The sequence below is a fragment of the Pseudonocardia kunmingensis genome (genome assembly GCF_006716445.1).
Classification (GTDB): Bacteria; Actinomycetota; Actinomycetes; order Mycobacteriales; family Pseudonocardiaceae; genus Pseudonocardia; species Pseudonocardia kunmingensis.
The window spans coordinates 57,780-80,512 of sequence record NZ_VFPA01000010.1 but is presented as its reverse complement, the minus strand read 5'-3'; the positions used below and the strand labels follow the sequence as shown (position 1 = coordinate 80,512).

22 protein-coding genes are annotated in these 22,733 nt (G+C 73.4%); 12 read left to right on the top strand and 10 right to left on the bottom strand.

Going from position 1 to position 22,733, the window contains the following annotated elements:
- Positions 1-9: 9 nt before the first annotated feature.
- A complete protein-coding gene (locus tag FB558_RS42940) occupies positions 10-837 on the bottom strand; it encodes an enoyl-CoA hydratase family protein (protein WP_142065556.1) in 828 nt (275 codons plus the stop codon).
- The gene (locus tag FB558_RS42935; RefSeq protein ID WP_142065554.1) at positions 834-1,988 is read right to left on the bottom strand and encodes an acyl-CoA dehydrogenase family protein; all 1,155 of its coding nucleotides are present in this window, start codon (positions 1,986-1,988) and stop codon (positions 834-836) included. The genes FB558_RS42940 and FB558_RS42935 overlap by 4 nt, the downstream gene beginning before the upstream one ends.
- 57 nt (positions 1,989-2,045) lie before the next feature.
- Here FB558_RS42935 and FB558_RS42930 point away from each other — a divergent pair, with 57 nt between their 5' ends.
- The gene (locus FB558_RS42930; protein ID WP_142065552.1) at positions 2,046-4,412 is read left to right on the top strand and encodes a bifunctional salicylyl-CoA 5-hydroxylase/oxidoreductase; all 2,367 of its coding nucleotides are present in this window, start codon (positions 2,046-2,048) and stop codon (positions 4,410-4,412) included.
- Positions 4,413-4,478: 66 nt separating this feature from the next.
- Here FB558_RS42930 and FB558_RS42925 read toward each other — a convergent pair whose 3' ends face one another.
- Positions 4,479-4,997 carry a hypothetical protein gene (locus FB558_RS42925; RefSeq protein ID WP_142065550.1) on the bottom strand — a complete coding sequence of 173 codons (519 nt, stop codon included), beginning with the start codon at positions 4,995-4,997 and terminating at the stop codon, positions 4,479-4,481.
- Positions 4,998-5,304: 307 nt separating this feature from the next.
- Here FB558_RS42925 and FB558_RS42920 point away from each other — a divergent pair, with 307 nt between their 5' ends.
- Both FB558_RS42920 and FB558_RS42915 read left to right on the top strand, forming a co-directional pair.
- On the top strand, positions 5,305-6,762 hold the full coding sequence (locus FB558_RS42920) for a pyridoxal phosphate-dependent decarboxylase family protein (protein WP_170231844.1): 1,458 nt from the start codon (positions 5,305-5,307) through the stop codon (positions 6,760-6,762).
- Between the two features lie 37 nt (positions 6,763-6,799).
- Positions 6,800-8,149, top strand: coding sequence for an aminotransferase class I/II-fold pyridoxal phosphate-dependent enzyme (locus tag FB558_RS42915; RefSeq protein ID WP_142065545.1), 1,350 nt, complete (start codon positions 6,800-6,802; stop codon positions 8,147-8,149).
- Between the two features lie 24 nt (positions 8,150-8,173).
- Here the strand turns inward: FB558_RS42915 and FB558_RS42910 are convergent, their stop codons facing one another.
- Both FB558_RS42910 and FB558_RS42905 read right to left on the bottom strand, forming a co-directional pair.
- Positions 8,174-9,007 (bottom strand): maleylpyruvate isomerase N-terminal domain-containing protein, encoded by an 834-nt coding sequence (locus FB558_RS42910; protein WP_142065543.1) that lies wholly within the window; start codon positions 9,005-9,007, stop codon positions 8,174-8,176.
- A complete protein-coding gene (locus tag FB558_RS42905; RefSeq protein ID WP_211367267.1) occupies positions 9,004-10,071 on the bottom strand; it encodes an LLM class oxidoreductase in 1,068 nt (355 codons plus the stop codon). Before FB558_RS42905 ends, FB558_RS42910 begins: the two co-directional genes overlap by 4 nt.
- 78 nt (positions 10,072-10,149) lie before the next feature.
- On the opposite strand from FB558_RS42905, the gene FB558_RS42900 reads away from it, so the two are divergent.
- From FB558_RS42900 to qcrB, 3 genes are all read left to right on the top strand, one after another.
- Complete coding sequence (locus FB558_RS42900; protein WP_170231843.1) at positions 10,150-10,767, top strand: TetR/AcrR family transcriptional regulator; 618 nt, start codon at positions 10,150-10,152, stop codon at positions 10,765-10,767.
- A 4-nt stretch (positions 10,768-10,771) separates the two neighbouring features.
- Positions 10,772-11,368: a TetR/AcrR family transcriptional regulator gene (locus tag FB558_RS42895; protein WP_142065539.1), complete on the top strand. Its 597-nt coding sequence runs from the start codon at positions 10,772-10,774 to the stop codon at positions 11,366-11,368.
- A 78-nt stretch (positions 11,369-11,446) separates the two neighbouring features.
- The gene (qcrB, locus tag FB558_RS42890; RefSeq protein ID WP_142065537.1) at positions 11,447-13,063 is read left to right on the top strand and encodes a cytochrome bc1 complex cytochrome b subunit; all 1,617 of its coding nucleotides are present in this window, start codon (positions 11,447-11,449) and stop codon (positions 13,061-13,063) included.
- Between the two features lie 97 nt (positions 13,064-13,160).
- On the opposite strand, the gene FB558_RS42885 is transcribed toward qcrB, so the two are convergent.
- Positions 13,161-13,817: a hypothetical protein gene (locus FB558_RS42885; RefSeq protein ID WP_142065535.1), complete on the bottom strand. Its 657-nt coding sequence runs from the start codon at positions 13,815-13,817 to the stop codon at positions 13,161-13,163.
- An 86-nt stretch (positions 13,818-13,903) separates the two neighbouring features.
- Here FB558_RS42885 and FB558_RS42880 point away from each other — a divergent pair, with 86 nt between their 5' ends.
- From FB558_RS42880 to FB558_RS42875, 3 genes are all read left to right on the top strand, one after another.
- A complete protein-coding gene (locus FB558_RS42880; protein ID WP_142065532.1) occupies positions 13,904-14,506 on the top strand; it encodes a TetR/AcrR family transcriptional regulator in 603 nt (200 codons plus the stop codon).
- A gap of 127 nt (positions 14,507-14,633) precedes the next feature.
- Entirely contained in the window at positions 14,634-14,807 is a 174-nt protein-coding gene (locus tag FB558_RS43740) for a hypothetical protein (RefSeq protein ID WP_170231842.1), read from the top strand.
- A gap of 338 nt (positions 14,808-15,145) precedes the next feature.
- Positions 15,146-15,613 carry a MarR family winged helix-turn-helix transcriptional regulator gene (locus tag FB558_RS42875; RefSeq protein ID WP_246107166.1) on the top strand — a complete coding sequence of 156 codons (468 nt, stop codon included), beginning with the start codon at positions 15,146-15,148 and terminating at the stop codon, positions 15,611-15,613.
- A 63-nt stretch (positions 15,614-15,676) separates the two neighbouring features.
- Here the strand turns inward: FB558_RS42875 and FB558_RS42870 are convergent, their stop codons facing one another.
- Genes FB558_RS42870 through FB558_RS42855 form a run of 4 tightly spaced genes read right to left on the bottom strand, consistent with a single transcriptional unit; the run spans position 15,677 to position 20,351 of the window.
- Positions 15,677-16,021 carry a universal stress protein gene (locus FB558_RS42870; RefSeq protein WP_142065530.1) on the bottom strand — a complete coding sequence of 115 codons (345 nt, stop codon included), beginning with the start codon at positions 16,019-16,021 and terminating at the stop codon, positions 15,677-15,679.
- 32 nt (positions 16,022-16,053) lie between these two features.
- The gene (locus FB558_RS42865) at positions 16,054-18,027 is read right to left on the bottom strand and encodes a tripartite tricarboxylate transporter permease (RefSeq protein WP_142065528.1); all 1,974 of its coding nucleotides are present in this window, start codon (positions 18,025-18,027) and stop codon (positions 16,054-16,056) included.
- 9 nt (positions 18,028-18,036) lie between these two features.
- On the bottom strand, positions 18,037-19,206 hold the full coding sequence (locus FB558_RS42860; protein WP_142065526.1) for a Bug family tripartite tricarboxylate transporter substrate binding protein: 1,170 nt from the start codon (positions 19,204-19,206) through the stop codon (positions 18,037-18,039).
- Positions 19,203-20,351, bottom strand: coding sequence for a PrpF domain-containing protein (locus FB558_RS42855; protein WP_211367266.1), 1,149 nt, complete (start codon positions 20,349-20,351; stop codon positions 19,203-19,205). The genes FB558_RS42860 and FB558_RS42855 overlap by 4 nt, the downstream gene beginning before the upstream one ends.
- 112 nt (positions 20,352-20,463) lie before the next feature.
- Here FB558_RS42855 and FB558_RS42850 point away from each other — a divergent pair, with 112 nt between their 5' ends.
- The 3 genes from FB558_RS42850 to FB558_RS42840 all read left to right on the top strand — a co-directional run bounded on the left by FB558_RS42850 (position 20,464) and on the right by FB558_RS42840 (position 22,723).
- Positions 20,464-21,375, top strand: a complete 912-nt coding sequence (locus FB558_RS42850) for a LysR family transcriptional regulator (protein WP_142065522.1) — start codon at positions 20,464-20,466, stop codon at positions 21,373-21,375.
- Positions 21,376-21,541: 166 nt separating this feature from the next.
- On the top strand, positions 21,542-22,132 hold the full coding sequence (locus FB558_RS42845) for a dihydrofolate reductase family protein (protein ID WP_142065520.1): 591 nt from the start codon (positions 21,542-21,544) through the stop codon (positions 22,130-22,132).
- 3 nt (positions 22,133-22,135) lie between these two features.
- Complete coding sequence (locus FB558_RS42840) at positions 22,136-22,723, top strand: dihydrofolate reductase family protein (RefSeq protein ID WP_142065519.1); 588 nt, start codon at positions 22,136-22,138, stop codon at positions 22,721-22,723.
- The last annotated feature ends 10 nt before the right edge of the window (positions 22,724-22,733 follow it).

Below are 22,733 nucleotides of genomic sequence, written 5' to 3'. Positions count from 1 at the left end.
GCTCGGTCACTACCGGCCCTTCCACGCGGGCTTGCGCCCCTCGTTGAAGGCCGCGTGGAACTCGGCGTGGTCGTCGGTGGTCATGAGCAGCGCCTGGGTCATCGCGTCGAGCTCCATCGACGCGGACATCGGCATGTCCAGCTCGCGGGTCAGCAGCGACTTCGTCTGCGCGAAGGCGAGGGTCGGCCCCGCGGCGAGCCGAGCCGCGAGGGCGGCCACGGCGTCGTCGAGCTCCGCGTCCGGCACGAGCTGGGAGACCAGCCCGTAGCGGTCGGCGGTGGCGGCGTCGATCGTGTCGCCGAGCATGAGCAGCTGCGTGGCCCGGCCGAGCCCGACGACGCGCGGGAGCAGGTAGGCCGCGCCCATGTCGCCGCCGGAGAGCCCGACCTTGGTGAACAGGAACGCGAACCGCCCGGACTCGCCCACGATGCGGAAGTCGGCGGCGAGCGCGATCACCGAGCCCGCGCCCGCCGCGATGCCCTGGATCTTCACGATGATCGGGATCGGGCACTCGCGCATCGCCCGGATGACGTCGCCGGTCATCTTCGTGAAGCGCATCAGTTCGGCGGCCTGCATCTTCAGCAGCTCGCCGATGATCTCGTTGACGTCGCCGCCGCCGCAGAAGCCGCGGCCGGCACCCTGGATCACCAGGACCTTGACGCCCTCGTGGTGGGGCAGCTCCGTCAGGAGGTCCCGCAGGTCCGAGTACGACTCGAAGGTGAGCGGGTTGAGCTTCTCGGGCCGGTTGAGGGTGACCGTGGCGACCGGTCCGTCGACGGCGAAGTCGAAGTGGGACCACGTCGTGGTCAGCGGCGCCGAGGCGCGGAAGCGGCTCAACTGCTCGTCCTCTCCTTCAGAAGCTCGCGGGCGATGATCGTGCGCTGCACCTCGGAGGCGCCCTCGTAGATCCGGGGCGCCCGGACGTCGCGGTAGAGGTGTTCGAGCAGGTGGCCACGTTGCAGGGCACGGGCGCCGTGCAGCTGCACGCACTGGTCCACGATGCGCCCCGCCGCCTCGGTGGCGAACAGCTTGGCCATGGCCGCGGACCGGGAGACGGTCGAGCGGTCCGCGCCTGCGTCGTAGGCGCTCGCGGCCGCGTAGACGAGCAGGCGGGCCGCCTCCAGGTCGGTGGCCATCGTCGCGAGCGCGTGGGCCACCGACTGCTGGGCCGCGAGCGGTCCGCCGTGGACCTCCCGGCTCTTGACGTGTGCCACGGTGGCGTCCAGCGCGGCCTGGGCCATCCCGACCGTGAACGCGCCCACGCTGGGCCGGAACAGGTCGAGCGTGCGCATCGCGACCCGGAACCCGGCATCGACCTCGCCGAGCACGTCGGCCCGCTCGACCCGGACCCCGTCGAAGGCGAGGCGGCCGATGGGGTGCGGCGAGATCATGTCGAGGCGCTCACCGGACAGCCCCGGGGCGTCCCCGGCGACGGCGAAGGCCGTGACGCCCCGCGCACCGGTGTCGGACGTGCGGGCGAACACGGTGTAGACGTCGGCGTCGGGGGCATTGGAGATCCAGAGCTTCGCACCCGAGAGGCGCCAGCCGTCGCCGTCGGGCTCGGCGCGCAGCGACAGCGCCGCGGCGTCGGACCCGGCGCCGGGCTCGGTGAGCGCGAACGCGGCGACGACGTCGCCGGCCACCACCCCAGGGATCCAGCGCTCGACGGTGGCGGCCGAGCCGGACTGCAGGATCGGGTAGCTGCCCAGCCCCTGCAGGGCGAGTGCGGTCTCGGCCTCGGGCGACACGGCGGCGATCGTCTCGCGCAGCAGGCACAGCTGCATCGCCGCGGCGTCGCGCGGCGGCTCGCCGGGACGACCGCCGTAGAGGTCGCGCAGCAGGCCGAGCTCGCCCATCGCGTGCAGCAGCGGGCGGTTGATCCGGCCGTCCTCGCCCGCCCGAGCGAGCGGGACGAGGCTCTCGACCGCGACCGAGCGGACGCGGGCGGCGTACTCGACCTGATCCTCGCTCAGCGCGAAGGCCCTCATGACCAACACCGTATATCGTCTTGACAACGAGCGTCAAGCAAACAATATACTTGCACCGTGCGCATCGCAGTCATCGGCGGCGGTCCCGGCGGCCTGTACTTCGCGGCGCTCGCGAAGCAGCTCGACCCGGGCCACGACATCACGGTGTGGGAGCGCAACGCCGCCGACGACACGTTCGGCTTCGGCGTCGTGTTCTCCGACGAGACGCTGGGCGGCATCGAGCACGCCGACCCGGTCGTGCACGCGGCGATGGAGAAGGAGTTCGCGCGCTGGGACGACATCGACGTCCGCTTCCGCGGGCAGACGATCACCAGCGGCGGCCACGGCTTCGCCGCGATGGGCCGCAAGCGCCTGCTGCAGATCCTCCAGGAGCGCTGCCGCGAGCTCGGGGTCGACGTGCGCTTCTCCACCGAGGCGCCCGACGTCGCGCAGCTGCGCCACGACCACGACCTCGTGGTGGCGGGCGACGGGCTGAACTCGGCGGTCCGCACCAAGTACGCCGATCACTTCCTCCCCAGCCTGGACGTCCGCCGGTGCCGCTACATGTGGCTGGGCACCGACACGGTCTTCGAGGCCTTCACCTTCGACGTCCGCGAGACCGAGCACGGCGTCATGCAGATGCACGGGTATCCGTTCGACGCGCACGGCAGCACGTTCATCATCGAGATGCACGACGACGTGTGGCGACGCGCGGGGTTCGACGCGAGCGAGGCCCTCCCCCTGGCGCCGGGCGAGTCCGACGTGCGTTCCGTCGAGGCCGTCCGGGAGATCTTCGGCGACGTGCTGGCCGGCGGGCGCGTGCTGGCCAACAACTCGAAGTGGATCAGCTTCACCACCGTCCGCAACGAGCGCTGGTGCCACGACAACATCGTGCTGCTCGGCGACGCCGCCCACACCGCGCACTTCTCGATCGGCTCCGGCACGAAGCTGGCCATGGAGGACGCGCTGGCGCTGGCGGCGTGCCTGCACGAGAACGACGGCGTGCCCGCCGGGCTGGCCGCCTACGAGGCCGAGCGCAAGCCGGTGGTGGCCTCGACGCAGCGTGCCGCGCAGGCGAGCCTGGAGTGGTTCGAGAACCTCGGGCAGTACGTCGACCAGCCGCCGTTGCAGTTCGCCTTCAACATCCTCACCCGCAGCCGCCGCATCACCTACGACAACCTGCGGCTGCGCGACCCCCGGTTCATCGCCGAGGTCGACGCGTGGTTCGCCGACGCGGAGCGGCAGGCCGGCCGGGGCGACGGGAAGCCGCGCCCGCCCATGTTCCACCCGTTCCGCCTCGGCGAGCTGGAGCTCGCCAACCGCGTCGTCGTCTCGCCGATGGACATGTACGTCGCCGCCGAGGGCATGCCCACCGACTTCCACCTGGTCCACCTCGGCGGCAAGGCGCTCGGCGGCGCCGGGCTGGTCATGACCGAGATGGTGTGCGTGTCACCCGAAGGACGCATCACGCCCGGCTGCACGGGCATGTGGACCGACGACCAGGCCGCGGCGTGGCGGCGCGTCACCGACTTCGTGCACACCTCCTCGCAGGCCAAGATCGGCCTCCAGCTCGGGCACTCCGGCCCCAAGGGCTCGACCAAGCTGATGTGGGAGGGCATCGACCAACCGCTGGAGTCCGGCAACTGGCCCGTCGTCGCGGCGTCGCCGCTCCCCTACCGCGAGGGCGTCAACCAGGTGCCGAAGGCGCTCGACCTCGCCGACATGGACGCGATCGTCGCCGAGTTCGTCGCCGCCACCGAGCGCGGCGCCCGCGCCGGCTTCGACCTCGTCGAACTGCACTGCGCGCACGGCTACCTGCTCTCGGCGTTCCTGTCCCCCGTCACCAACCGGCGCACCGACTCCTACGGCGGGTCGATCGAGAACCGCCTGCGGTTCCCGCTCGAGGTCTTCACCGCCATGCGCGCGGCGTGGCCGACCGACAGGCCCATGACGGTCCGCATCTCCGCCACCGACTGGGTGGAGGGCGGCATCTCGCCTGCGGACACCCTGGAGGTGGCGCGCGCCTTCGAACGTGCAGGCGCCGCCGCCATCGACGTGTCGACAGGGCAGGTCACACCGGAGGAGCGGCCGGCGTTCGGCCGCTCGTACCAGACGCCCTTCGCCGACGCGATCCGCAACGTGCTGCACATCCCGACGATCGCGGTGGGCGTCATCTCCTCGGCCGACGACGTGAACACGATCATCCTGTCCGGCCGCGCCGACCTGTGCGCCGTCGGGCGCGCCCACCTCTACGACCCGAACTGGACCCTGCACGCCGCGATCGACCAGGACTACGACGGGCCGGGAGTCACCTGGCCGGACCCGTGGCGCGCGGGGCGCCGCAAGCCGCAGACCGGGCGCTCGGACGGGCCGAAACCGCGCCTGGAGCTCATCCGACGGACCCGCGCATCCGACGGGCACGGGCGCTGGCGCCCCGATCGGTGACGCCTCGGCCACCGCGGCCGGGCGCATCGGCCGCATGCGTCCCCGGTCGAGCGGCCGGGCGTCGGGTCACTGCATCGTGAGGGCCAGCACGATCGCCGCGACGCCGAAGGGGATGTCGAGCGCGAGGCAGCACTCGGCCAACGAGCGCGGGACCACCTCGTCGGCGCGCCACTGGCGGTAGTCCCACACCGCGTGGCCGGCGAGCGCGACACCGGCCAGGAGCAGGCCCAGGCGCGGGGAGACCAGCACACCGGCCACGGCGACGCCGCCGAACCCGAGCATCGCGAGGCCCTGGGCGGTCAGGACGGGGCCCGGGGACCGGCGCACCAGGCCGACCACGACCAGGACGGCCGCGAAGGAACCCAGGCCCACCCACCACGGGATGCTTGCGATCTCGCTGAGCGTGACCACGGCCGAACCGGCCAGGATGCAGGCCCAGGCGACCCACGGCAGGCCGAAGGCGGCTGCGGCCAGGTAGCAGCTCGCCGCGACGGCAACCGTGATGGCCACGGCGTCGGCGTTCACCCCGGTCACGATCTGGAAGGTCGCGGCCGCCAACCCCAGCGCGGCGGGCCAGTACCTCATCGCGGGCCACCTCTTCGGTGCGACCTCAGCAGCAGAGCCCGATGCAGGCACGGAGACCCCCCCATGATCTCGTACTTCCATGTACGAGCTATTCCGGACGGTACTATCTCGTACCCACTCGTACAAGATGATTTCGGAATGGCGGTCATGGCCACTGCCGAGAAGCGCCCGCGCCGCCGCGCGGACGCCGGACGCAGATGCTCGCCGCCGACGGCCCTGGTTTAATCTGCTAGTACGTAACATATACGTTCTAGCACAAAGAGGTAGCATGGCGAAGACCTGTCCACCGCAACCGACCCATCCGCGGGTGGGGGGTCCGCTGGACCTGCCTCCGGAACAGGTCGAGGACCTGCTCGTCAGCACGGCACGGGCGGTGTCGGAGCACCTGGGCTCGGTGGCCGACGGGCCGGTCGCGTCCGCGGAGCCGGTCCACCCGGCCACCGTGCGCTCGTGGCTGGCCGACACCTACCCGCTCGAGGAGCCGCAGTCGGCGGCGACAGCGGTGCGGGACCTGGTGGCCGCCCTCCGCCGCTGGGGGGTCCACACCACGCACCCGGGCTACTTCGGACTCTTCAACCCCACCCCGACGGCTGCCGGCGTGGCCGGCGAGCTGCTCGCGGCCGCGGTGAACCCCCAGCTGGCGGCCTGGTCCCACGCCCCGGTGGCGGTGGAGGCCGAACAACACGTGCTGCGGTTCCTCGCCGGGCGGCTCGGCCTGGCGTCGGGTGCGGTCGCCGGGAACATCACCACCGGCGGCGCGGAGGCGAACCTGACCGCGGTGCTCCTGGCGCTGACCCGCGCGTTCCCCGGCTACGCCGACCAGGGGTTGCGCGGGCTCCCCGGTCGGCCGGTGTTCTACGCCTCGGCGGAGAGCCACCTGGCGTGGGTCAAGATCGCGCACGGCACCGGACTGGGACGCGACGCGCTGCGCCTGGTCGACGTCGACGAGCACCTGCGGATGGACACCAGCCGGTTGCACGCCCTGGTCGAGGCCGACCGCGCCGCGGGCCACCTGCCGTTCCTGGTCGTGGGCACCGCCGGCACCACGGGCGCCGGGATCATCGATCCCCTGCGGGATCTCGCCGAGCTCGCCGGGACCCACGGGCTCTGGCTGCACACCGATGCCGCCTGGGCGGGCGCGATCAGCCTGTCCGACCGGCTGCGCCCCCTGCTGGCCGGGATCGAGCGCTCCGACTCGGTCACCCTCGATGCGCACAAGTGGCTCTCGGTGCCGATGGGTGCGGGCACCATCCTGACCCCGCACGCCGAACTGCTCGCCCGGACCTTCCGGTTGTCCACCGGCTACATGCCCGGTGCGGTCGAGGACGCCGCAGACCCCTACACGACCTCCATCCAGTGGTCCCGGCGCTTCGCGGGGCTGAAGGTCCTCCTGTCGCTCGTCGCGGCCGGTCGCAGCGGGTACGCCGCCCAGATCGAACGCGACACCGACCTCGGCACCCTGCTCGCCGACCGCCTCCGCGCGGACGGCTGGCAGCGGCTCAACCACACCCCGTTGCCGGTCGTCTGCGTCACCGACCCGGCGACCGAGCACCTCGACCCGGCCACGGCGTGGGCGTGGCACGACGCCGTCGCCGACCGCGTCGTGCGGGGCGGCACCAGCTGGATCAGTCCCGTGCGGGTGGCGGGGCGCCCCGCCCTGCGCGCCTGCATCACGAGCCATCGCACGACCAGCACCGACGTCGACCGCCTCGTCGACGCCCTGCGCCACGCCCGTGACCGGGAACCGCTGCCCCGGCGCCACTGAGGCCAGGGGTTCCGTGGCACTACGTATCATCGGGCAGGTGCCCGGTCCGCCTCCTTTCGCCATCACCGGCAGGGGCGCAGGCGACATCGCCGACGCCATCGAGGCCGGCATCGTCGACGGTGCCCTGCCGGCCGGGCACCCCCTCCCCACGGTCCGCAACCTCGCCGCCGAGCTCGGCACCAGCACGGCCACGGTCGCCGCCGCGTACCGCCGGCTCGGCGAACGCGGACTCGTCCGCGGGAACGGCCGGGCGGGCACCGTCGTCAGGCCCCGACGCCCCCGCTCCGCGCGCCGGGTGGCGCTGGCCCTCCCGCCCGATGTCGTGGACCTCTCCAGCGGCAACCCCGACCCCGCGCTGCTCCCGGACCTGCGGCCCGCGCTGGCCGCGGCGGCCGACGCGCTGAACGGCACGGACGGCCGGTCGGCGCTCTACGGTCACGGGGGCAACGCCGCCGAGCTCGTGTCCGCGCTGCGCCGGCGGCTCGACGCCGACCACGCACCCCCCGGCGAGCCGCTCGTGGTCGGCGGATCCCTCGACGGCATCGGACGAGCGCTCGCCACGTCCACCCGGCCCGGCGACCGCGTCCTCGTCGAGGACCCCGCCTACTGCGGCCTGCTCGACCTGCTCGACGCGCTCGACCTGCGCCCGCACCCCGTCGCCGCGGACGACCGGGGCGCACGCGCCGACGCCGTCGCCGAGTCGCTCACCGTCCGTCCGGCCGCTGCCGTGTTCTCCCCCCGTGGCCACAACCCCACCGGCGCGGCCCGCACCGCTGAGCGCCGCGACGAGCTCGCCGCGGTGCTCAGCGCGGCACCCGGCCTGCTCGTCATCGACGACGACCACCTCGGCCCCGGCGCCGACCGCCCGCTGCACCCCCTTGCCGGCACCACCACGCGGTGGGCCTACGTGTACGGCACCAGCAAGAGCCTGGGACCCGACCTGCGCGTCGCCGCCCTGCTCGCCGATCCGATCACCCGCCACCGCGTCCTCGGCCACCAGCAGGCCTCCGCCGGCTGGGTGAGCCTGCTCCTGCAGCACGCCGTCCACGCGCTGCTCGTCGACCCCGCCACCGACGCGCTGCTCGATCGCGCGCGCGAGACCTACCGGGCCCGCCGCGACGCGCTGCTCGACGCCCTCCGCCGCCGCGGGCACTCCGCCTCCGCGACCAGCGGCTACAACGTCTGGCTGCCGGTCCCCCACGAGGCGACCACCAGCCAGGCCCTCCAGAACGAGGGGTGGGCCGTGCGCCCGGGCGAGGCGTTCCGCCTGGTGAGCCCGCCGGCCGTCCGGATCACCACCGCCACCCTGGCCACGCCGCAGGCGGACCTCCTCGCCGACGCCGTCGACCGCGCGATCGCCGGCACCGGCCGGGGCCGCTCCGCGTGACGCCGCCGACGTGAGCGGCCACGCTCATCCGGACACCAACGCGGCGCCGATCCGACGAGCCCCGGGCGGGGTGCCGGCCGGGAGCGGCAGCGGCACCCGACCCCACAGCGCCAGGTAGAGGACCTCGGCGGTGCCCTGCAGGACCACCCGCCCCTCCGCGACGGCCGGGGCGTCGACGGGCTCGGCACCGACCTCGTAGCTCCGCACCGAGTCGTTCGCGAGATCGACGTCCCAGCCGATCCCGACGTCGACGGCGACGAGGCGGGCGTGCCCGTGCCCGGGCAGCGCCGCCTCGTCGCGACGCCGCGCCGGCAGGTGCAGCCGCAGGATCTCGTCGACCCCGTCGACGGCCACCGCGGCGAGCGACGCCGCGCCGAGGTGCGCCAAGGCGGTGGTCCGCGGTGGCGCTCCGGACCCGGCGGCACGGCCGAGCGCGTCGTGCAGGTCCCACAGGTGGATCTGGGCCTCGTGGGCGAGGTGGCGTGGCCAGAACGACGCGGTCTGCGGTCCCGTCGACCAGTTCCAGGCCGGCGCGGCGGGCGGGGTCTGGGCCATCCTCGCCTGGACCGTCGCGACCTGCTCCGACATCCAGTCGCACAGCTGGGTGTCGGGGGGTGGTTCCGGATCACGGTAGTCGGGTTGGGGACCGCGGGCCACGACGCAGGCGAGCACGTAGGAGGCGACGTGGCCCACGTGGAACAGCAGGTTCCGGACCTTCCAGCCCGGACAGGCGGGCACCGCCAGGTCGAGGGCACCGGATCCCTCGTGGCGCAGCCGGGCCGCTGCCCGCCGCATGATTTCGGCGTAGTCCTGGGCGTCGAGCAGCGGGCTCGCCGCGGTGATCATCGGGCTGCTCACCAGATCGGGGTGGCCGCGGCCGGGGCGGGCAGCGTCGGGAACACGGGCAGGACGTGCTCGATGATCTCGGCGACGGCGTCCGCCGCGGGCCGCCTGCCGTGCTGCACGCCGAGCGCCGCGTGGTTGACCCCGTTGTCCTGCCAGCGCGTGAGCAGATCGATCAGGCCGTGGCGGCCGGTGCGCAGGACGAAGCCCCCGCGCATCGGCGTCGGTGGGTGATCGGGGTCCTCGACGAGGTCGAGCCACTCGTTGGTGAGCACCGGCTTGAACTGCCGCGCCGGGACGAGCGAGCGCCATCGCCGGATCTTCTCCCCCAGCTGGGTCGGGCCCTCGTCGGTGTGCGTCACGCCGGGGTAGATCAGCCAGCCGTCGCTGTGCGAAGCGATCCACTCCTCACTCTGCCTGCTGGATCCCGTGACGATCAGTGGAACGGCGCCCGCCGTGGGCTTGGGCAGCAGATCCGTCGAGCCGTCCATCCTGCTCAACGGCGTCGCCACCTGCGGGAACCGCTCGTCGAGCAGGCGCCGCACCAGCGGCAGGCTCTCCGCGAACCGGGCCGCCCGCTCGTCGTAGGGGATGCCGTAGGCGGGGAACTCCGACGCGCGGTCGCCGGCGGCGACCCCGAGCACCAACCGGCCACCGGAGAGCCGGTCCAGCGATGCCGCCTGCTTCGCCAGGTCGATCGGGTGCCGCAGCGTGGCGATCACGCTTCCCGCGGCCAACGCGGTGCGCTCTGTGTGCGCGGCCAACCACGCGAGGTAGGTCCAGGGGTCGTAGACCTGCCCGACGTCGCCGAAGTTGCGGTCGTGCAGCGGGATGTCCCGAACCCACAGCCCCGCCAGATCGCCGCGGTCGGCCTGCTGCACGACCTCGCCCTGCCCCCGCATGGCCTCCAGTTCGCCGGCGAACTGCCACACCGGCAGGAACAGCCCGATGGTCAGCCGCCCGGGGGCGAACATGCGCCGGTACCCGGGGTGCTCGGCGAAGGACCCCGCCCAGCCCGCTCCCGGCTGCGTCACCGCCACCTCGGCCGCTCCGGCCGCCCCGCTCGCTCCGTGCTCCACCGTGTCCCCCTCCTGATAGATCGGTCGATCCAGAGCGTGTGTACCAGATGGAGCGATCGATCCGGTAGCGTGGCGCCGGTGAGACGATCGTCATCCGCGCAGGCCGCACCGCAGCCACCGAGCACGCGGGAACGCCTGGTCCGGGAGACCGCGGCGCTCCTCGAGCGACGGGGGTACCAGGCCACCGGCATCAAGGACATCGTGCGCGCGGCCGGGGTCACGACGAGCTCGCTCTACCACCACTTCCCGCGCGGGAAGGAGGAGCTCGCGGCCAGCGCGCTCGTCCACGCGGGAGAACGCTTCGCCGACCTGCTGCGCACGGCACTGGCTCGCGGGGCCGACGCACCCGATGCCATCGCCGCCTGCGCGGACGACCTGGCCGCGGACCTCGCCTCGACGGGCTGGGCGGAGGGCTGCCCCGTGGCGGTGACAGCCCTGGAAAGCGTCAACGACGCCCCGCTGCTGCGCGTGACCTGCGCCCGCATCCTGCAGGAATGGCAGGACCTCATCGCCACCCGCCTGCAGTCGGCCGGCATCGGCTCCCGCACGGCGGCGGAGCTGGCCTGCATGGTCCTGTCCGGACTCGAAGGTGCGGAGTTGCTGAGCAGGGTCGCCGCCGATCCGACGCCCCTGCACACCACCGGTCGCCACCTGGCCCGGCTCGTGGCGGCCGAGATCGCCGCCGACCTACGCTGAGACGATGGCTGCCGTCGAACTGCCGCAGGTGGGCGCACCACCCGCCGAGCGCGCCGACGCCGCACGCAACCGGGCCCGGGTGCTGACCGCCGCCGCGGACCTGTTCCGCAGCAAGGACCCGCGCGCGGTCACGATGGACGACGTCGCCCGCGCGGCCGGCGTCGGCCGCGCCACCCTCTACCGGCGCTACCCCGACGTCGCCTCCATCGCCGGAGCGCTGCTCGGCGAGCACGAGGCGGCGATACAGGAACAGGTGATCCGCGGCGATCCACCGCTGGGCCCCGGCGCGCCGCCCGAGGACCGGCTCGCCGCCTTCTACGCCGCGATGGTCGAGCACCTGGAACGGCAGCTCCCGCTCGTGCTCGCCGTCGATGCGGGGGCGGCGCGGTTCGCCGTCGGGTCCTACGGGTTCTGGCGGGCGCACGTGCGCGTGCTGCTGGAGGCCGGGGACGTCCCGGATCCGGACGCCCTGGTGGACACGCTGCTGGCGCCGCTGTCGGGCGAGGTGTTCCGCTACCAGCGCGACAGCGGGCTCGCTCCCGAGCAGATCGCCGGAGCGCTCGCCCGGCTGGCCCGCCGGGTCCTGCTCGGTGACCGCTGATCACGACAGGAGTCCGGCGGCAGGTGTGACGCCGGCCACAGCGCGTCACACCCGGTCGGGCTGCGGCGTCGTGAGGCCATGGGGAACAACGGTGGGTCTCGCGGCGGCGAGCGGGTGGGGGCCGCGTTCGACGAGCTGGACCAGCGCTACCACCCCGCCGCCGGGCTGCGCCGGCAGTTCAACAAGGTCTTCCCGACGCACTGGTCGTTCATGCTCGGTGAGGTCGCGCTCTACAGCTTCATCGTCCTGCTGCTGTCGGGCACCTACCTGGCACTGTTCTTCGACCCCTCCATGGAGGAGGTCGTCTACGACGGCGCGTTCGAGAACCTGCGCGGCATCCACATGTCGCGGGCGTACGAGAGTGCGCTGGGGATCTCCTTCGAGGTCCGCGGGGGGCTGTTCATCCGGCAGGTGCACCACTGGGCCGCGCTGCTGTTCATGGCCGCGATGGTCGTGCACATGTGCCGCACGTTCTTCACCGGCGCCTTCCGCAAACCGCGCGAAGCGACCTGGGTGATCGGCGTCCTGCTGCTGTTCACCGGCTTCTTCGCCGGCTTCACCGGCTACTCGCTGCCCGACGACCTGCTCTCGGGCACCGGCCTGCGGATCGCCTCCGGCTTCACCCTGTCCGTCCCGGTGGTGGGCACGTGGCTGCACTTCGTGCTGTTCCGCGGCGAGTTCCCCGGCACCGAGGTCATCCCGCTCCTCTACATCACGCACGTGCTGCTCATCCCCGGGATCCTGCTCGCGCTGATCGCCGTGCACCTCGGGCTGGTCTGGTACCAGAAGCACACCCAGTTCCCCGGCCCCGGACGCAAGGAGGGCAACGTCGTCGGTGTCCGGATCCTCCCCGCGTTCGCCGTGAAGGCCGGGGCGTTCTTCGCCGTCACCGTCGGCGTCATCGCAGCCATGGGCGGGCTGTTCCAGATCAACCCCATCTGGAACTTCGGCCCCTACAACGCGGCGCACGTCTCCGCGGGGTCGCAGCCCGACTGGTACGTGCTCTTCACCGAGGGCATGCTGCGGATCTTCCCGCCGTGGGACATCCACATCGGCGACTACAACATCCCGCCCGCGTTCTGGGCCTCGCCCGCGTTCCTCCCGATCCTGTACGTGCTCGCGGGCGCCTACCCCTGGATCGAGCGGAGGTTCACCAAGGACAACGCGCTGCACAACCTGCTGCAACGGCCGCGGGACGTGCCGGTCCGCACCTCGCTGGGCGTCATGGGCATCTCCTTCTACACGGTGCTCGTGCTCAGCGGCAGCAACGACCTCATCGCCTACTTCTTCGACGTCTCGCTCAACGCCACGACGTGGGCGGGCCGCATCGGCGTACTGGTCGTGCCGCCCATCGCCTACTGGGTCACCTACCGGATCTGCCTGGGCCTGCAGCGCTCGGACCGCGCGGTGCTCGAGCACGGCATCGAGACCGGCGTCATCAAGCGGCTGCCCCACGGCGAGTTCGTCGAGGTGCACCAGCCCCTCGGCGGCGTCGACGCCCACGGCCACGCCATCCCGCTGGAGTACCAGGGCGCCCCGGTGCCCAAGCGGATGAACCAGCTGGGCTCCGGCGGCTCCCCGGTCCCCGGCTCGCTGCTCACGCCGGACCCGGCCGAGGAGACCGCAGCGCTGGCGCAGGCCCGCGCCGAGGCCGGCGGGCCGGACAGGGTGAGCAGCTCGCGACCACGTCCATGACCCGGGCCAGGGGGACGTCGAACGAATGTCCCCGAAGCAGGGGGCGCGCGAGCGCGATCAGCTGTCGTGTCGCGATTCCCCGCGGCCGAGGCGTGGCTCAGTTCCCGCCCGCGTCGAGCAGCCAGTGGTAACGCAGCCGCAGTGCGCGCTCGGTGCTGGCCAGCGCAGCTCCGAGACCGAGCGCGATGTTGAGCCAGATCGGCAGGTGGACCGGTGACTCGAAGACGCCGATGTTCTCGGCGATCGGGGGTATCCGCGAGATCGGTTCGATGAGCTGCAGGAGGTTGAGGCCCACGCCGACGATGAGCACGACCACCGAGACGAAGCCGACCAGTCGGCTCATCGCCGGGTGGTTGCGCTCGAAGCGGGCCCGGCGCCCCTCGCCGGACCTGGGGTCCGGGGTGAGCTGGCGCTCGGCCCCGTCGACGCCGACGTGGTGACAGCGCCGGACTCCGAAGTCGGTGGTCGCCACCTCGATCGTGCCGCCCTCGACCGGGAAGAAGGCGGGAACCTTGGACAAGGCGTGGAGCCGGCCGGCGCGGTACAGCTGCGCCCGCACGACGCCGTCCTCCTTGTCGCCCCAGTACCGCACATCGACGGAGTACCGGACCTGGCGACCGTCGTCCCCCGTCAGCTCGAGGTGCAGCAGCGCGCGCCCGGAGAACATCTGCCACCAGCGGAAACGCTTCAGGGGGCGCCCGTCGCCCGGCTTCACGCGCTCGGCGGCCCGCCGCCGTCGCCACTCCTGCAACATGCTTCCCCCGACTCTCTAACACACTGTATTAGTCGCTGATCGCGACACTAACACGGTGTATTAGTAGGATGCGACCGGAGGTGGGCATGGAGGAGCGGGACAGGGAGAACCTCAGCAGCCGGGACAAGGTCCTGCTGGCTGCCATGGAGCTGTTCGGCGAGGAGCCGGGCACGAGGTTGAGCGTGCGGGCGGTCGCGTCGCGAGCCGGGGTGAGCACGGGCTCGCTCAGGTACCACTTCCCGACCCAGCGCGAGCTCCAGGACGAGGTGCTCACCCGCATCTACGACCTCGTGGTCCCCGACGACCGGATCCACGACACCTCGGCGCCCGCCCGGGATCGGTTGGTCGACTGCCTGCGGCAGGTCCTCGCCGGCAGCGGCGTGGGGGCACAGGCACGAGCGAACCTGCGGAAGGTCGTCGAGGAGTTCATCGCCCCGGAGCCGACCGACGACGGGCGCGCGGCGTACCTCGCCATCGAACGAGAGGGACGCCGCCGCGTCGAGTACTGGCTGACGGTCCTCACCAACGAAGGCGCGCTCGCCGAGGGCGACAACACCCGGCGGGCACGGTTCCTGCTCACCGTCGTCAACGGGCTCGGCCTCGAGCGGGCGCTGCCCGCCGAGGACTCGATCCTGCAGTCCGAGACCGACACCCTCTACGCGGCCGTCGACTGCGTCCTCAGCTCCTGATCCCCGCCGCGAGCGGCGGTCGCGGGGACGCCACGCGTGAGCTGCCGGCGCAAGCCCGCACCCGAGCCTCACCTCGCATGACAGCGACTACGAACACAGGGCCACCGTCACCGCGGACCCCGAGGAGTTGTTCCGCTACCTGTCCGACGTGCACAGGGTCGCCGGGATCGAGAGCGGCTCCGAAGTGACCGTCCGACTGCACACCGAGCGCGCGGACGGGCCCGGCATCCGCGCCGGACTCGAACAGACCCTGGCGACGATCAAGCGCGAGATCGAGGGGCGTACGACCGACCCGGCCTGACGCGGGCCCGACGCCCTGCGACGGCGGTCCCCGGCCGTGCGGCCACTCCCCCAGGCTGTAACGGATCCGCTGATCGTCACGCTGAAGTGCTGTCGGTTCCGGCTCACCACACGCGATTGCCCCCGCGTGCGGCGGCCGCGGCCGACGGGGGGACGGCGGGCCGGCGCGGGCCGGGGGATCGAGGTGCGTTCCCGGCTCGGCCGGCCCGTTCGGCCGGAGACGCGCCCGCAGGGACGGGCTGTCGTGGTGGCGCCCGCACGGACGGCGTCCGCGGTCCGGCCACGGCGGCGCGTCAACCGCTGCCCGAGCCGACACCTGCGCCATGGCATCCTGGCGCCGTGGCCGAGGGCGACGAGCAGGTGATCGCGCAGCGCCCTGCCGACGTCGGCGCCGATGTGGCGTCGTGGCCCACCGGGCGCCTGCTCTCGGTGGCCGCCCGCGCGGTCGAGCACCGGTTCGACGAGTTCCTCGCCGGTCTCGGGCTCACCCACGCCGGCCTGATCGCGCTGCACCACCTCGCGGAGACGCCATTGGCCCAGCGCCCGCTGGCCGCACTCTGTCGGGTCACCGAGCAGACCATGAGCCGCACCGTCGAGCGGATGCGCCGGACCGGGCACGTCACCGTCCGCCCCGACGAGCGGGACCGGCGCCGGCTCGTCGTCGCCATCACCCCGGGCGGGCGCGACGCGCTCGGCGAGGCACGCCGGGCCGAGCGGGAGTCCGAGGTGCTGCTCGGCGCGGTGGACGACTACGAGCGGTTCCGGACGCAGCTGATCGCCCTGATCACCGCGCTCGACCACCGCTGACGGAGGCGGGGTCCGCTCGAACGTGGAGCTGCGCTGATCACGACGGCGGGGCGGGTACCGGCGTCAGCTCGGATCGGCCTTGACCACCAGGACCGGGCAGGCGGCCTCCAGGAGGATGCGCTGCGCGGTGCTGCCGAGCAGGAACTTGCCCACCGCGCTGCGGTGGCGCGTGCCGACGACGAGCAGGTCGGCGTCGCGGTCCTGCGCGGCCCGCAGCACGCGGTCCGCCGGGTCCGGCATGTCGATCTCGATGACGTCCGCGGTCGCGGGGATCCCGGCATCCGGGGGCACCGGCCCGGGCCCGGTGACGACGACGAGCGGACGGCCACGCAGCCCGGCCTCCCGGTGCGCGTGCCGCAGGGCCGCGCGGCCCTCCTCGCTGGCGTGGTGGCCGACGACGACGCTCATGTCCGGTTCCTCTCATGATCAGAAGGTCGCGATCAGAAGGCGAGCAGCCCGACCGGCAGGTCGACGGGCAGCAGGGACGGCAGCAGCGCGATCAGCACGCCCGTGGCCACCGTGTAGACGATGACCGTGCGGGGCCGCACGCGCGCCGCCCAGAGCAGGAAGGCGGGCACGAACAGCAGCAGGGCGGCGAGGTAGCCACCGAGGACGACGAGCGCGAGGAAGGCGCTCATCCAGGCGAACGTGCTGGTCGCGACGCGTACCTCCGAGGTGACGCCGGGCAGCGGGGCCGCATCGGCCGGACGGCCGCGCAGGCGCCGGACCTCGGTGGCGAGCAGCACCGCGGCCATGACCGCCCCCGCGGTGCAGACCAGCCGCGGTACGAGCCGCGCGTCGGCGGAGAACTCCCCGGCCGCGATCCACCCCACGACGAACACCCCGAGCAGCCCGGCCGCCGTGACGAGCGACCAGACCGACCCCGCGAGCTCGCCCTCCTCCTCGACCGGCGCCCGGTGGTGCCCGTCGTCGGCGTCGAGCCGCCTGCGGGCGCGCAGCCGCTTGACCACGGCGAGCACCAGCGGCGCCACGAGCACCGCGAGGAACACCAGCACCCACGGCCGGGCCAGCCAGTCGGCGCCCTCGTACACCGAGTCGGTGAGGAAGTAGTAGCGCTCCAGCGGCACGGCGAGCACGAAACCGATGAGGAACGGCGCGCGCGGGAAGCCGGTGGCCTTGAACAACCAGCCCAGCGCACCGAGCCCGATCATCACCCACAGGTCACCGATCTGGCCGCTCTCCTGGTAGGCCCCCAGCAGCATGACCACGACCAGCCCCGGACCGAGCACCGCGAACGGGACCTTCGTGATCCGGGCCAGCCACCGGGTGCCCAGGAAGCACAGCAGCGCGCCGAGCACCGACGCGATCGCGAACGACCAGATGATCAGGTACAGCAGGTCGAGGTGGTCGGTGACGATCGCCGGCCCCGGCTGGATGCCGTAGGTCAGCAGCATGCCCAGCAGCATCGCGGCGGGCACGCCGCCGGGGATGCCGAACAGCAGCGTCGGGATCAGGTCACCCGCCTCGACGGAGTTGTTGGCGCTCTCCGGGCCGACGATGCCGCGCGGGTCGCCCTTGCCGAACTTCCGCTTGTCCTTCGCCGTCGCGACGGCCTGGCCGTACGCCAGCCAGGTGCCCGCGGTGGCGCCGACGCCCGGCAGCACACCGGCCCAGATGCCGATCAGGGAACCGCGGAGCACCTGCGCCCAGTGCGTCAGCCATTCCCGCACGCCGGACCGGTAGCCGCCGCTCAGCCGCACCTCGCCGCCGGTCGGCAGCCGCCGCTGCCCGGCCCGGGACGCGATCTCGGCGAGCCCGAACACCCCCAGCGCCACCGCCACCAGCGACAGGCCGTCGCCGAGGAACAGGCTGCCGAAGGTGAAGCGGTACTCGGCGGTGGTCGGCGAGGTGCCCACGGTGCCCAGCAGCAGCCCGAGCAGGCCCGCGACCAGGCCCTTGGCCACGTTCCCGCGCGACAGGCCCGCGGCCAGCGCGACCCCGAGCACGGTGAGCATGAACAGCTCGGGGCTGCCGAACGACAGCACCAGCGGCCTCGCGAGCGGGATGGCCAGCGTCAGCCCGACCGCGCCGAGGATCCCGCCGGCCATCGACGACAGGAACGACAGCGACAGGGCCCGCGTCGCCTGCCCGTTGCGGGCCATCGCGTACCCGTCGAGCATCGTGACGCTCGCCGACGCCGAGCCGGGCGCGCCGAGCAGCACCGCGGCCACGGTGTCGGAGGTGTGCACGACGGCGAGCGCGCCGATCAGCAGGGCGAGCGCCTGGGGCGGCTCCATCCCGAACGTGACGGGCAGCAGGATCGCCACCGCACCGGTGCCCCCGAGGCCGGGAACCAGTCCGATCACCAGGCCGGCGAGCACGCCGACCACGAGCATGAGCAGCAACGACGGGTCCGCGAGGGACGCCAGCGCCGTCAGGGCGGAGTCGAGCATCGGGTTCCCTCAGTCCAGCTCGACGCCGTAGCGGTCGCGCAGGAGCGCGATCACGTAGGCGCGGGCGTCGTCGTCGACGGTGTACGCGGCGCGCACCCGGCCGTCCAGGTCGGCGTCGGCCACCAGCGGGTAGCCGCCCAGCACCTTGTCGGCCTCCGTCTGGAAGGTCGGGTCGGTGCCCAGCCGGTCGGCCGAGGTCCGCAGCGTGGCCACCGCCTCGGCGGGCGTGTCCGCCGGCACCCACATCGCCTTCTGATAGGTGTAGGTCGCGCCGAGCAGGCCGCGGTAGGCCTCGTAGACCTCGCCCTCGGGTGCCGTGCCGTGCAGCTGCTCGTAGACCTCGGCCACCGTCGGCACGTCCGGGAAGTTCGGATCGCGCACCACCCGGCCGTCGGCGTCGAGCTGGCCCAGCGCCATGAGCGGCACGGCACTGCCGTCGGCGACCATCGGCGCGACGGCGGGACCCCACGCCGAGGTCGTCTGGTAGTCGAGGTCGATCTCGCCGCGCTGCACGGCCAGGTTCACCGGGCCGCGGCCCTCGAAGCCGAAGATCGCCTCGATGTCGGCGCCGATGAGGTCGAACGCGACGAGGGTGGTGAGGTCCAGGCCGGTGGCGCTGATCCCGCCGAAGGTCAACGGGGTGTCGCGGCCGACGAGGTCGGCGGCCTCGCTGATGCCCGCGGCCGTCCGGCCGTAGACGACGGCGCCGGTGCCGTTGGCGAGCACCGGGGTGAGCTCCGCGAAGTCGTAGGCCACCTCGGAGCGGTCGAGGATCCACGGGACCACGGTGGTGGCCGTGCTGACCAGGACCTGGGTGCCGTCGGCGTCGGCGCCGGCCACGAAGCGGTTGGTGCCGACGATGCCCTCCCCGCCCGCGTCGTTCACCGGCGCGAACCCGGGGGCGCCGGGGATCGTCCTCGTCAATCCCTGGCCCACGAAGCGGCCCCAGGTGTCGGTGCCGCCGCCTTCCGCGAGCGGGATGACGACCTCGACGGTCTCCCCCGTCCAGTCACCGTCGGTGGTGCCCGCGGGCCGGTGCAGCACGCCGCCGCCGAACACCGCCGCCACGAGCGCCAGCGCCAGGAACCCGGCCATGATGGCGAGCGCCGTCCGGCGGGCGGGCGGCGGTGGATCGGCGGGCGCCCCCTCGGTCGCGGTCAGGTCGAGCGTGCTCGTCATCGCCGTGCCACCTCCTCGTGGTCGTGCCGGACATCCTGCATGGCGGCCGTGGACGCGACGGCGGGTGCTGCGACGACGGGGGCTGCCTCGGGCAGCGCCAGGGTGGCCTCGGCCAGCCGGCGGGCGGTGCGCAGCACCCCGACGGCGGGCCGGCCGTCGATCTCCCGGGTGCGGGTCTCGACGACACCGGCCGGCGTGAGCAGCCGCAGGACGTGCCCCGGCACGCGGGGGACGACCGTGCCGTCGGCACCGGCGGCCATCGTCACGGCGACACTGCCGGTGATGGCCAGCGCGGGGTGCGTACGGCCCATCGAGAGCATGCGGACCACGAGGTCGGCGTCCTCCCCCGGGCGCGGTGCCGCGACGAGCGCGACCTTGGGCACGGCCCGCTCGGCGCCCGCGGCGGAGCCGGCCAGTCCCATCCGCACCGCGGCCTGCCGACGCAGGGCCTCCAGCTCGGCGAGCACGTCGGGGCGCGCGTCGATCTCGGCGGGGGACTCCCGCCCGTCGAGGCCGACCGAGCCCGGGGCCAGTACGAGCACCGGCGCACCCGCGTCGATCATGGTGACGGGTACGGGTCCGGACGTTCCGTCCAGCACGTCGAGCGCGCGACCGGTGGGCAGGAGCGCTCCGGTGGTGCGGCCCGCGGGATCGACGAACCACATCCGCACGGCGGTGCCGGGGAAGAACACGCCGGGGATCCGGGTGCTGCCGTCCTCGTCGAGGATCCCGCCGGGGGTGGGGACCTGCAGGACGATGAGCTGGCCGGTGTTGGTGTTGTGCACCCGCACCGACGTGGAGGCGCCGTGCGGGGCCACCCAGCCGCGGCGCACCGCGTAGAGGCCGACCACCGACGAGCAGTTCCCGCAGTTGCTTCCCCAGTCGACCCGCTGCTCGTCCACGGCCACCTGGGCGAAGGTGTAGTCGACATCCACGTCCGGCCGCCGGGACGGCGCGAGGATCACGGCCTTGCTCGTCGTCGACGTCGCACCGCCCACCCCGTCGACCTGGCGCGGGTCGGGGCTGCCGTACAGGCGCAGCAGCACGTCGTCCACGCTGCGGCCCGGTACCTCCAGCCGCTCGCGCTCGAACACCCAGCACTTGCTGGTTCCGCCACGCATCCACGTCGACGCGATCTCCCGCACCGGCCACCTCCGCACTCGTCCGCGGCAGGACTGTGCAGACCGGATGGGCTGTAGCACAATCACGAGTCGCTTCAGTCCCCTGAAGCAATGCTTCACACCTGAAGGAGGTTCCGTGCTCGACGTCCGGCGCATGGCGCTGCTGGCCGCCGTCCTCGACACGGGGTCGATGACGGCCGCCGCGGAGGAGCTGAACTACACCCCGTCCGCGGTGTCGCAGCAGCTGCGGCGGCTCGAGGCCGAGGTCGGCCAGCCGCTGCTGCACCGGCAGCCGCGCGGGGTCACCTCGACCGAGGCCGGCGCGGTGCTGGCCGACCACGCGCGGCGCGTCGTGCGGCAGCTCGCGGCGGCCGAGGCCGACCTCGCCGAGATCGCGGGCCTGCGCAGGGGCGTGCTCGAGCTGGGCACGTTCCCGACGATCGCGAGCTCCCTGCTGCCGCTGGCCGTGAGCAGGTTCCGCGCGGCGCACCCGGCGATCCGGCTCACGGTGCGCAGCGCCCGGTTCGACGAGCTGGTGCGCGTGCTCGAGGACGGCACGGTCGGCATGTCGCTGCTGTGGGACTACGAGTGGAACCGCCTGGACCCGGCCCGGTTCGCCCTGACCCACCTGCTCGACGACCCGACCGCGCTGGTCGTCGCGGCCGACCACCCGCTCGCCCGGCGCCGGGTCGTCGACATGACCGCACTCGCGGACGAGGACTGGATCGTCCGGGCCCACGACCACCCGGTGGCCGAGGTCCTGGAACGCAGCTGCCGCACCGCGGGCTTCACGCCGCGGATCGCCTTCCACGCCAACGACTACCAGGAGGCGCAGGCCATGGTCAGCGTCGGGCTGGGCGTCGCGCTGGCCCCCCGCACCGCGGTGGCCACCACCCACCCTGCCGTCCGCGTCGTCGGGCTGGGGCGTTCGGCCCCGTCCCGGCGGATCCTGCTCGCCCACCGGCACGACCGGGTCCGCGCGGCCGCCGAGCTCGCCATGCACCAGGTGCTGGTCGAGGTGGCTCGGGAGTACCGCACCCGAGCGTGAAGCACCGCTACCAGCAACTGCACTCCGGCTGCACGCGGAGGACACCAACTGCCGGGGTTCCGATCAGCGGCCCGATCTCGCAGGCTGTCGCCATGACCTCCACCGCACACCCCAGGCCGCGGACCAGCGCGATCGAGATCGCGTCGACTCCCGGATCGGACGCCCGATGAGCAAGATCGTGCTGGACATGTCCGTGTCGGTCGACGGCTTCATCGCCGGACCCGACGACGGGCCGGACCGGGGACTCGGCGTCGACGGGGAGCGGCTGCACGCGTGGCTGGGCGACGGCGGCGCGGACCCGGGCTCGTACCGACCCGCGGACCCGAACGGGGCACTCGTGTTCGACGAGTTGATGGCCACCGGTGCGGTGATCAGCGGGCGGCGCACCTTCGAGCTCGCAGGCGGCTGGTCGGGCGACCACCACGACGGCGTCCCGATCCTCGTGCTGACCCGCACGCTGACCGGCCGGGCACCCGGGCACGCGCGCTACGTCGCCGACATCGCCTCCTGCGTCTCCCAGGCGAAGGACGCGGCGGGCGGGCGCGACGTGCTGCTGCACGGCGCCGCGGCCGCGCAGGAGTGCCTGCGCGCGGGGCTGCTGGACGAGCTGGAGATCCATCTGGTTCCGGTGCTGCTCGGCAGCGGCCGGCGGCTGTTCGAGGACCTGCCGCCCGACCAGGTGGAGCTCGAGCTGGTCCGCGCCCTGGACGGGCCGGCGGTGCAGCACCTGCGCTACCGCGTGCGAAGGGCGGCCTGAGCGATGGCGACCATCCGGCTGGACATGACGATCTCGCTCGACGGCTACGTCGCCGGCCCCGACGACCGACCCGAGGCGCCGCTGGGCACCGGCGGGTTCCGGCTGTTCAACTGGCTCGACCGGCGCGACGACCCCGGCCCGAGCGGCCTGGTGTACGCCGAGGCGATGGCGACCCGGGCGATCGTCTCCGGGCGGCGGACCTACGAGCTGGCCGGCCGGTGGAACGGCGACCACCACGACGGCGTCCCGATCCTCGTCCTCACCCGCGAGCCGCCCCCCGGCCCGCCGCCGGGCAGCGTCCGCTACGTCACCGACGTCGACGAGTGCGCCGCACAGGCCCGCGCCGCCGCCGGCGACGGTGACGTCATGGTCCACGGGGCCGGTGCGGCGCAGGCGCTGCTCCGGGCGGGGCAGCTCGACGAGCTGGAGCTGCACGTCGTGCCGGTTCTGCTCGGCCAGGGGCGGCGGCTGTTCGACCGGCTACCGGCCCGCGCGGTCGACCTGGAGCTGGTGCGCAGGCTCACCACCCCGGACGAGGAGAGGCACACCCACCGCGTCATGCACCTGCGCTACCGCATCCGCCACGGCTAACCGGTCGTGG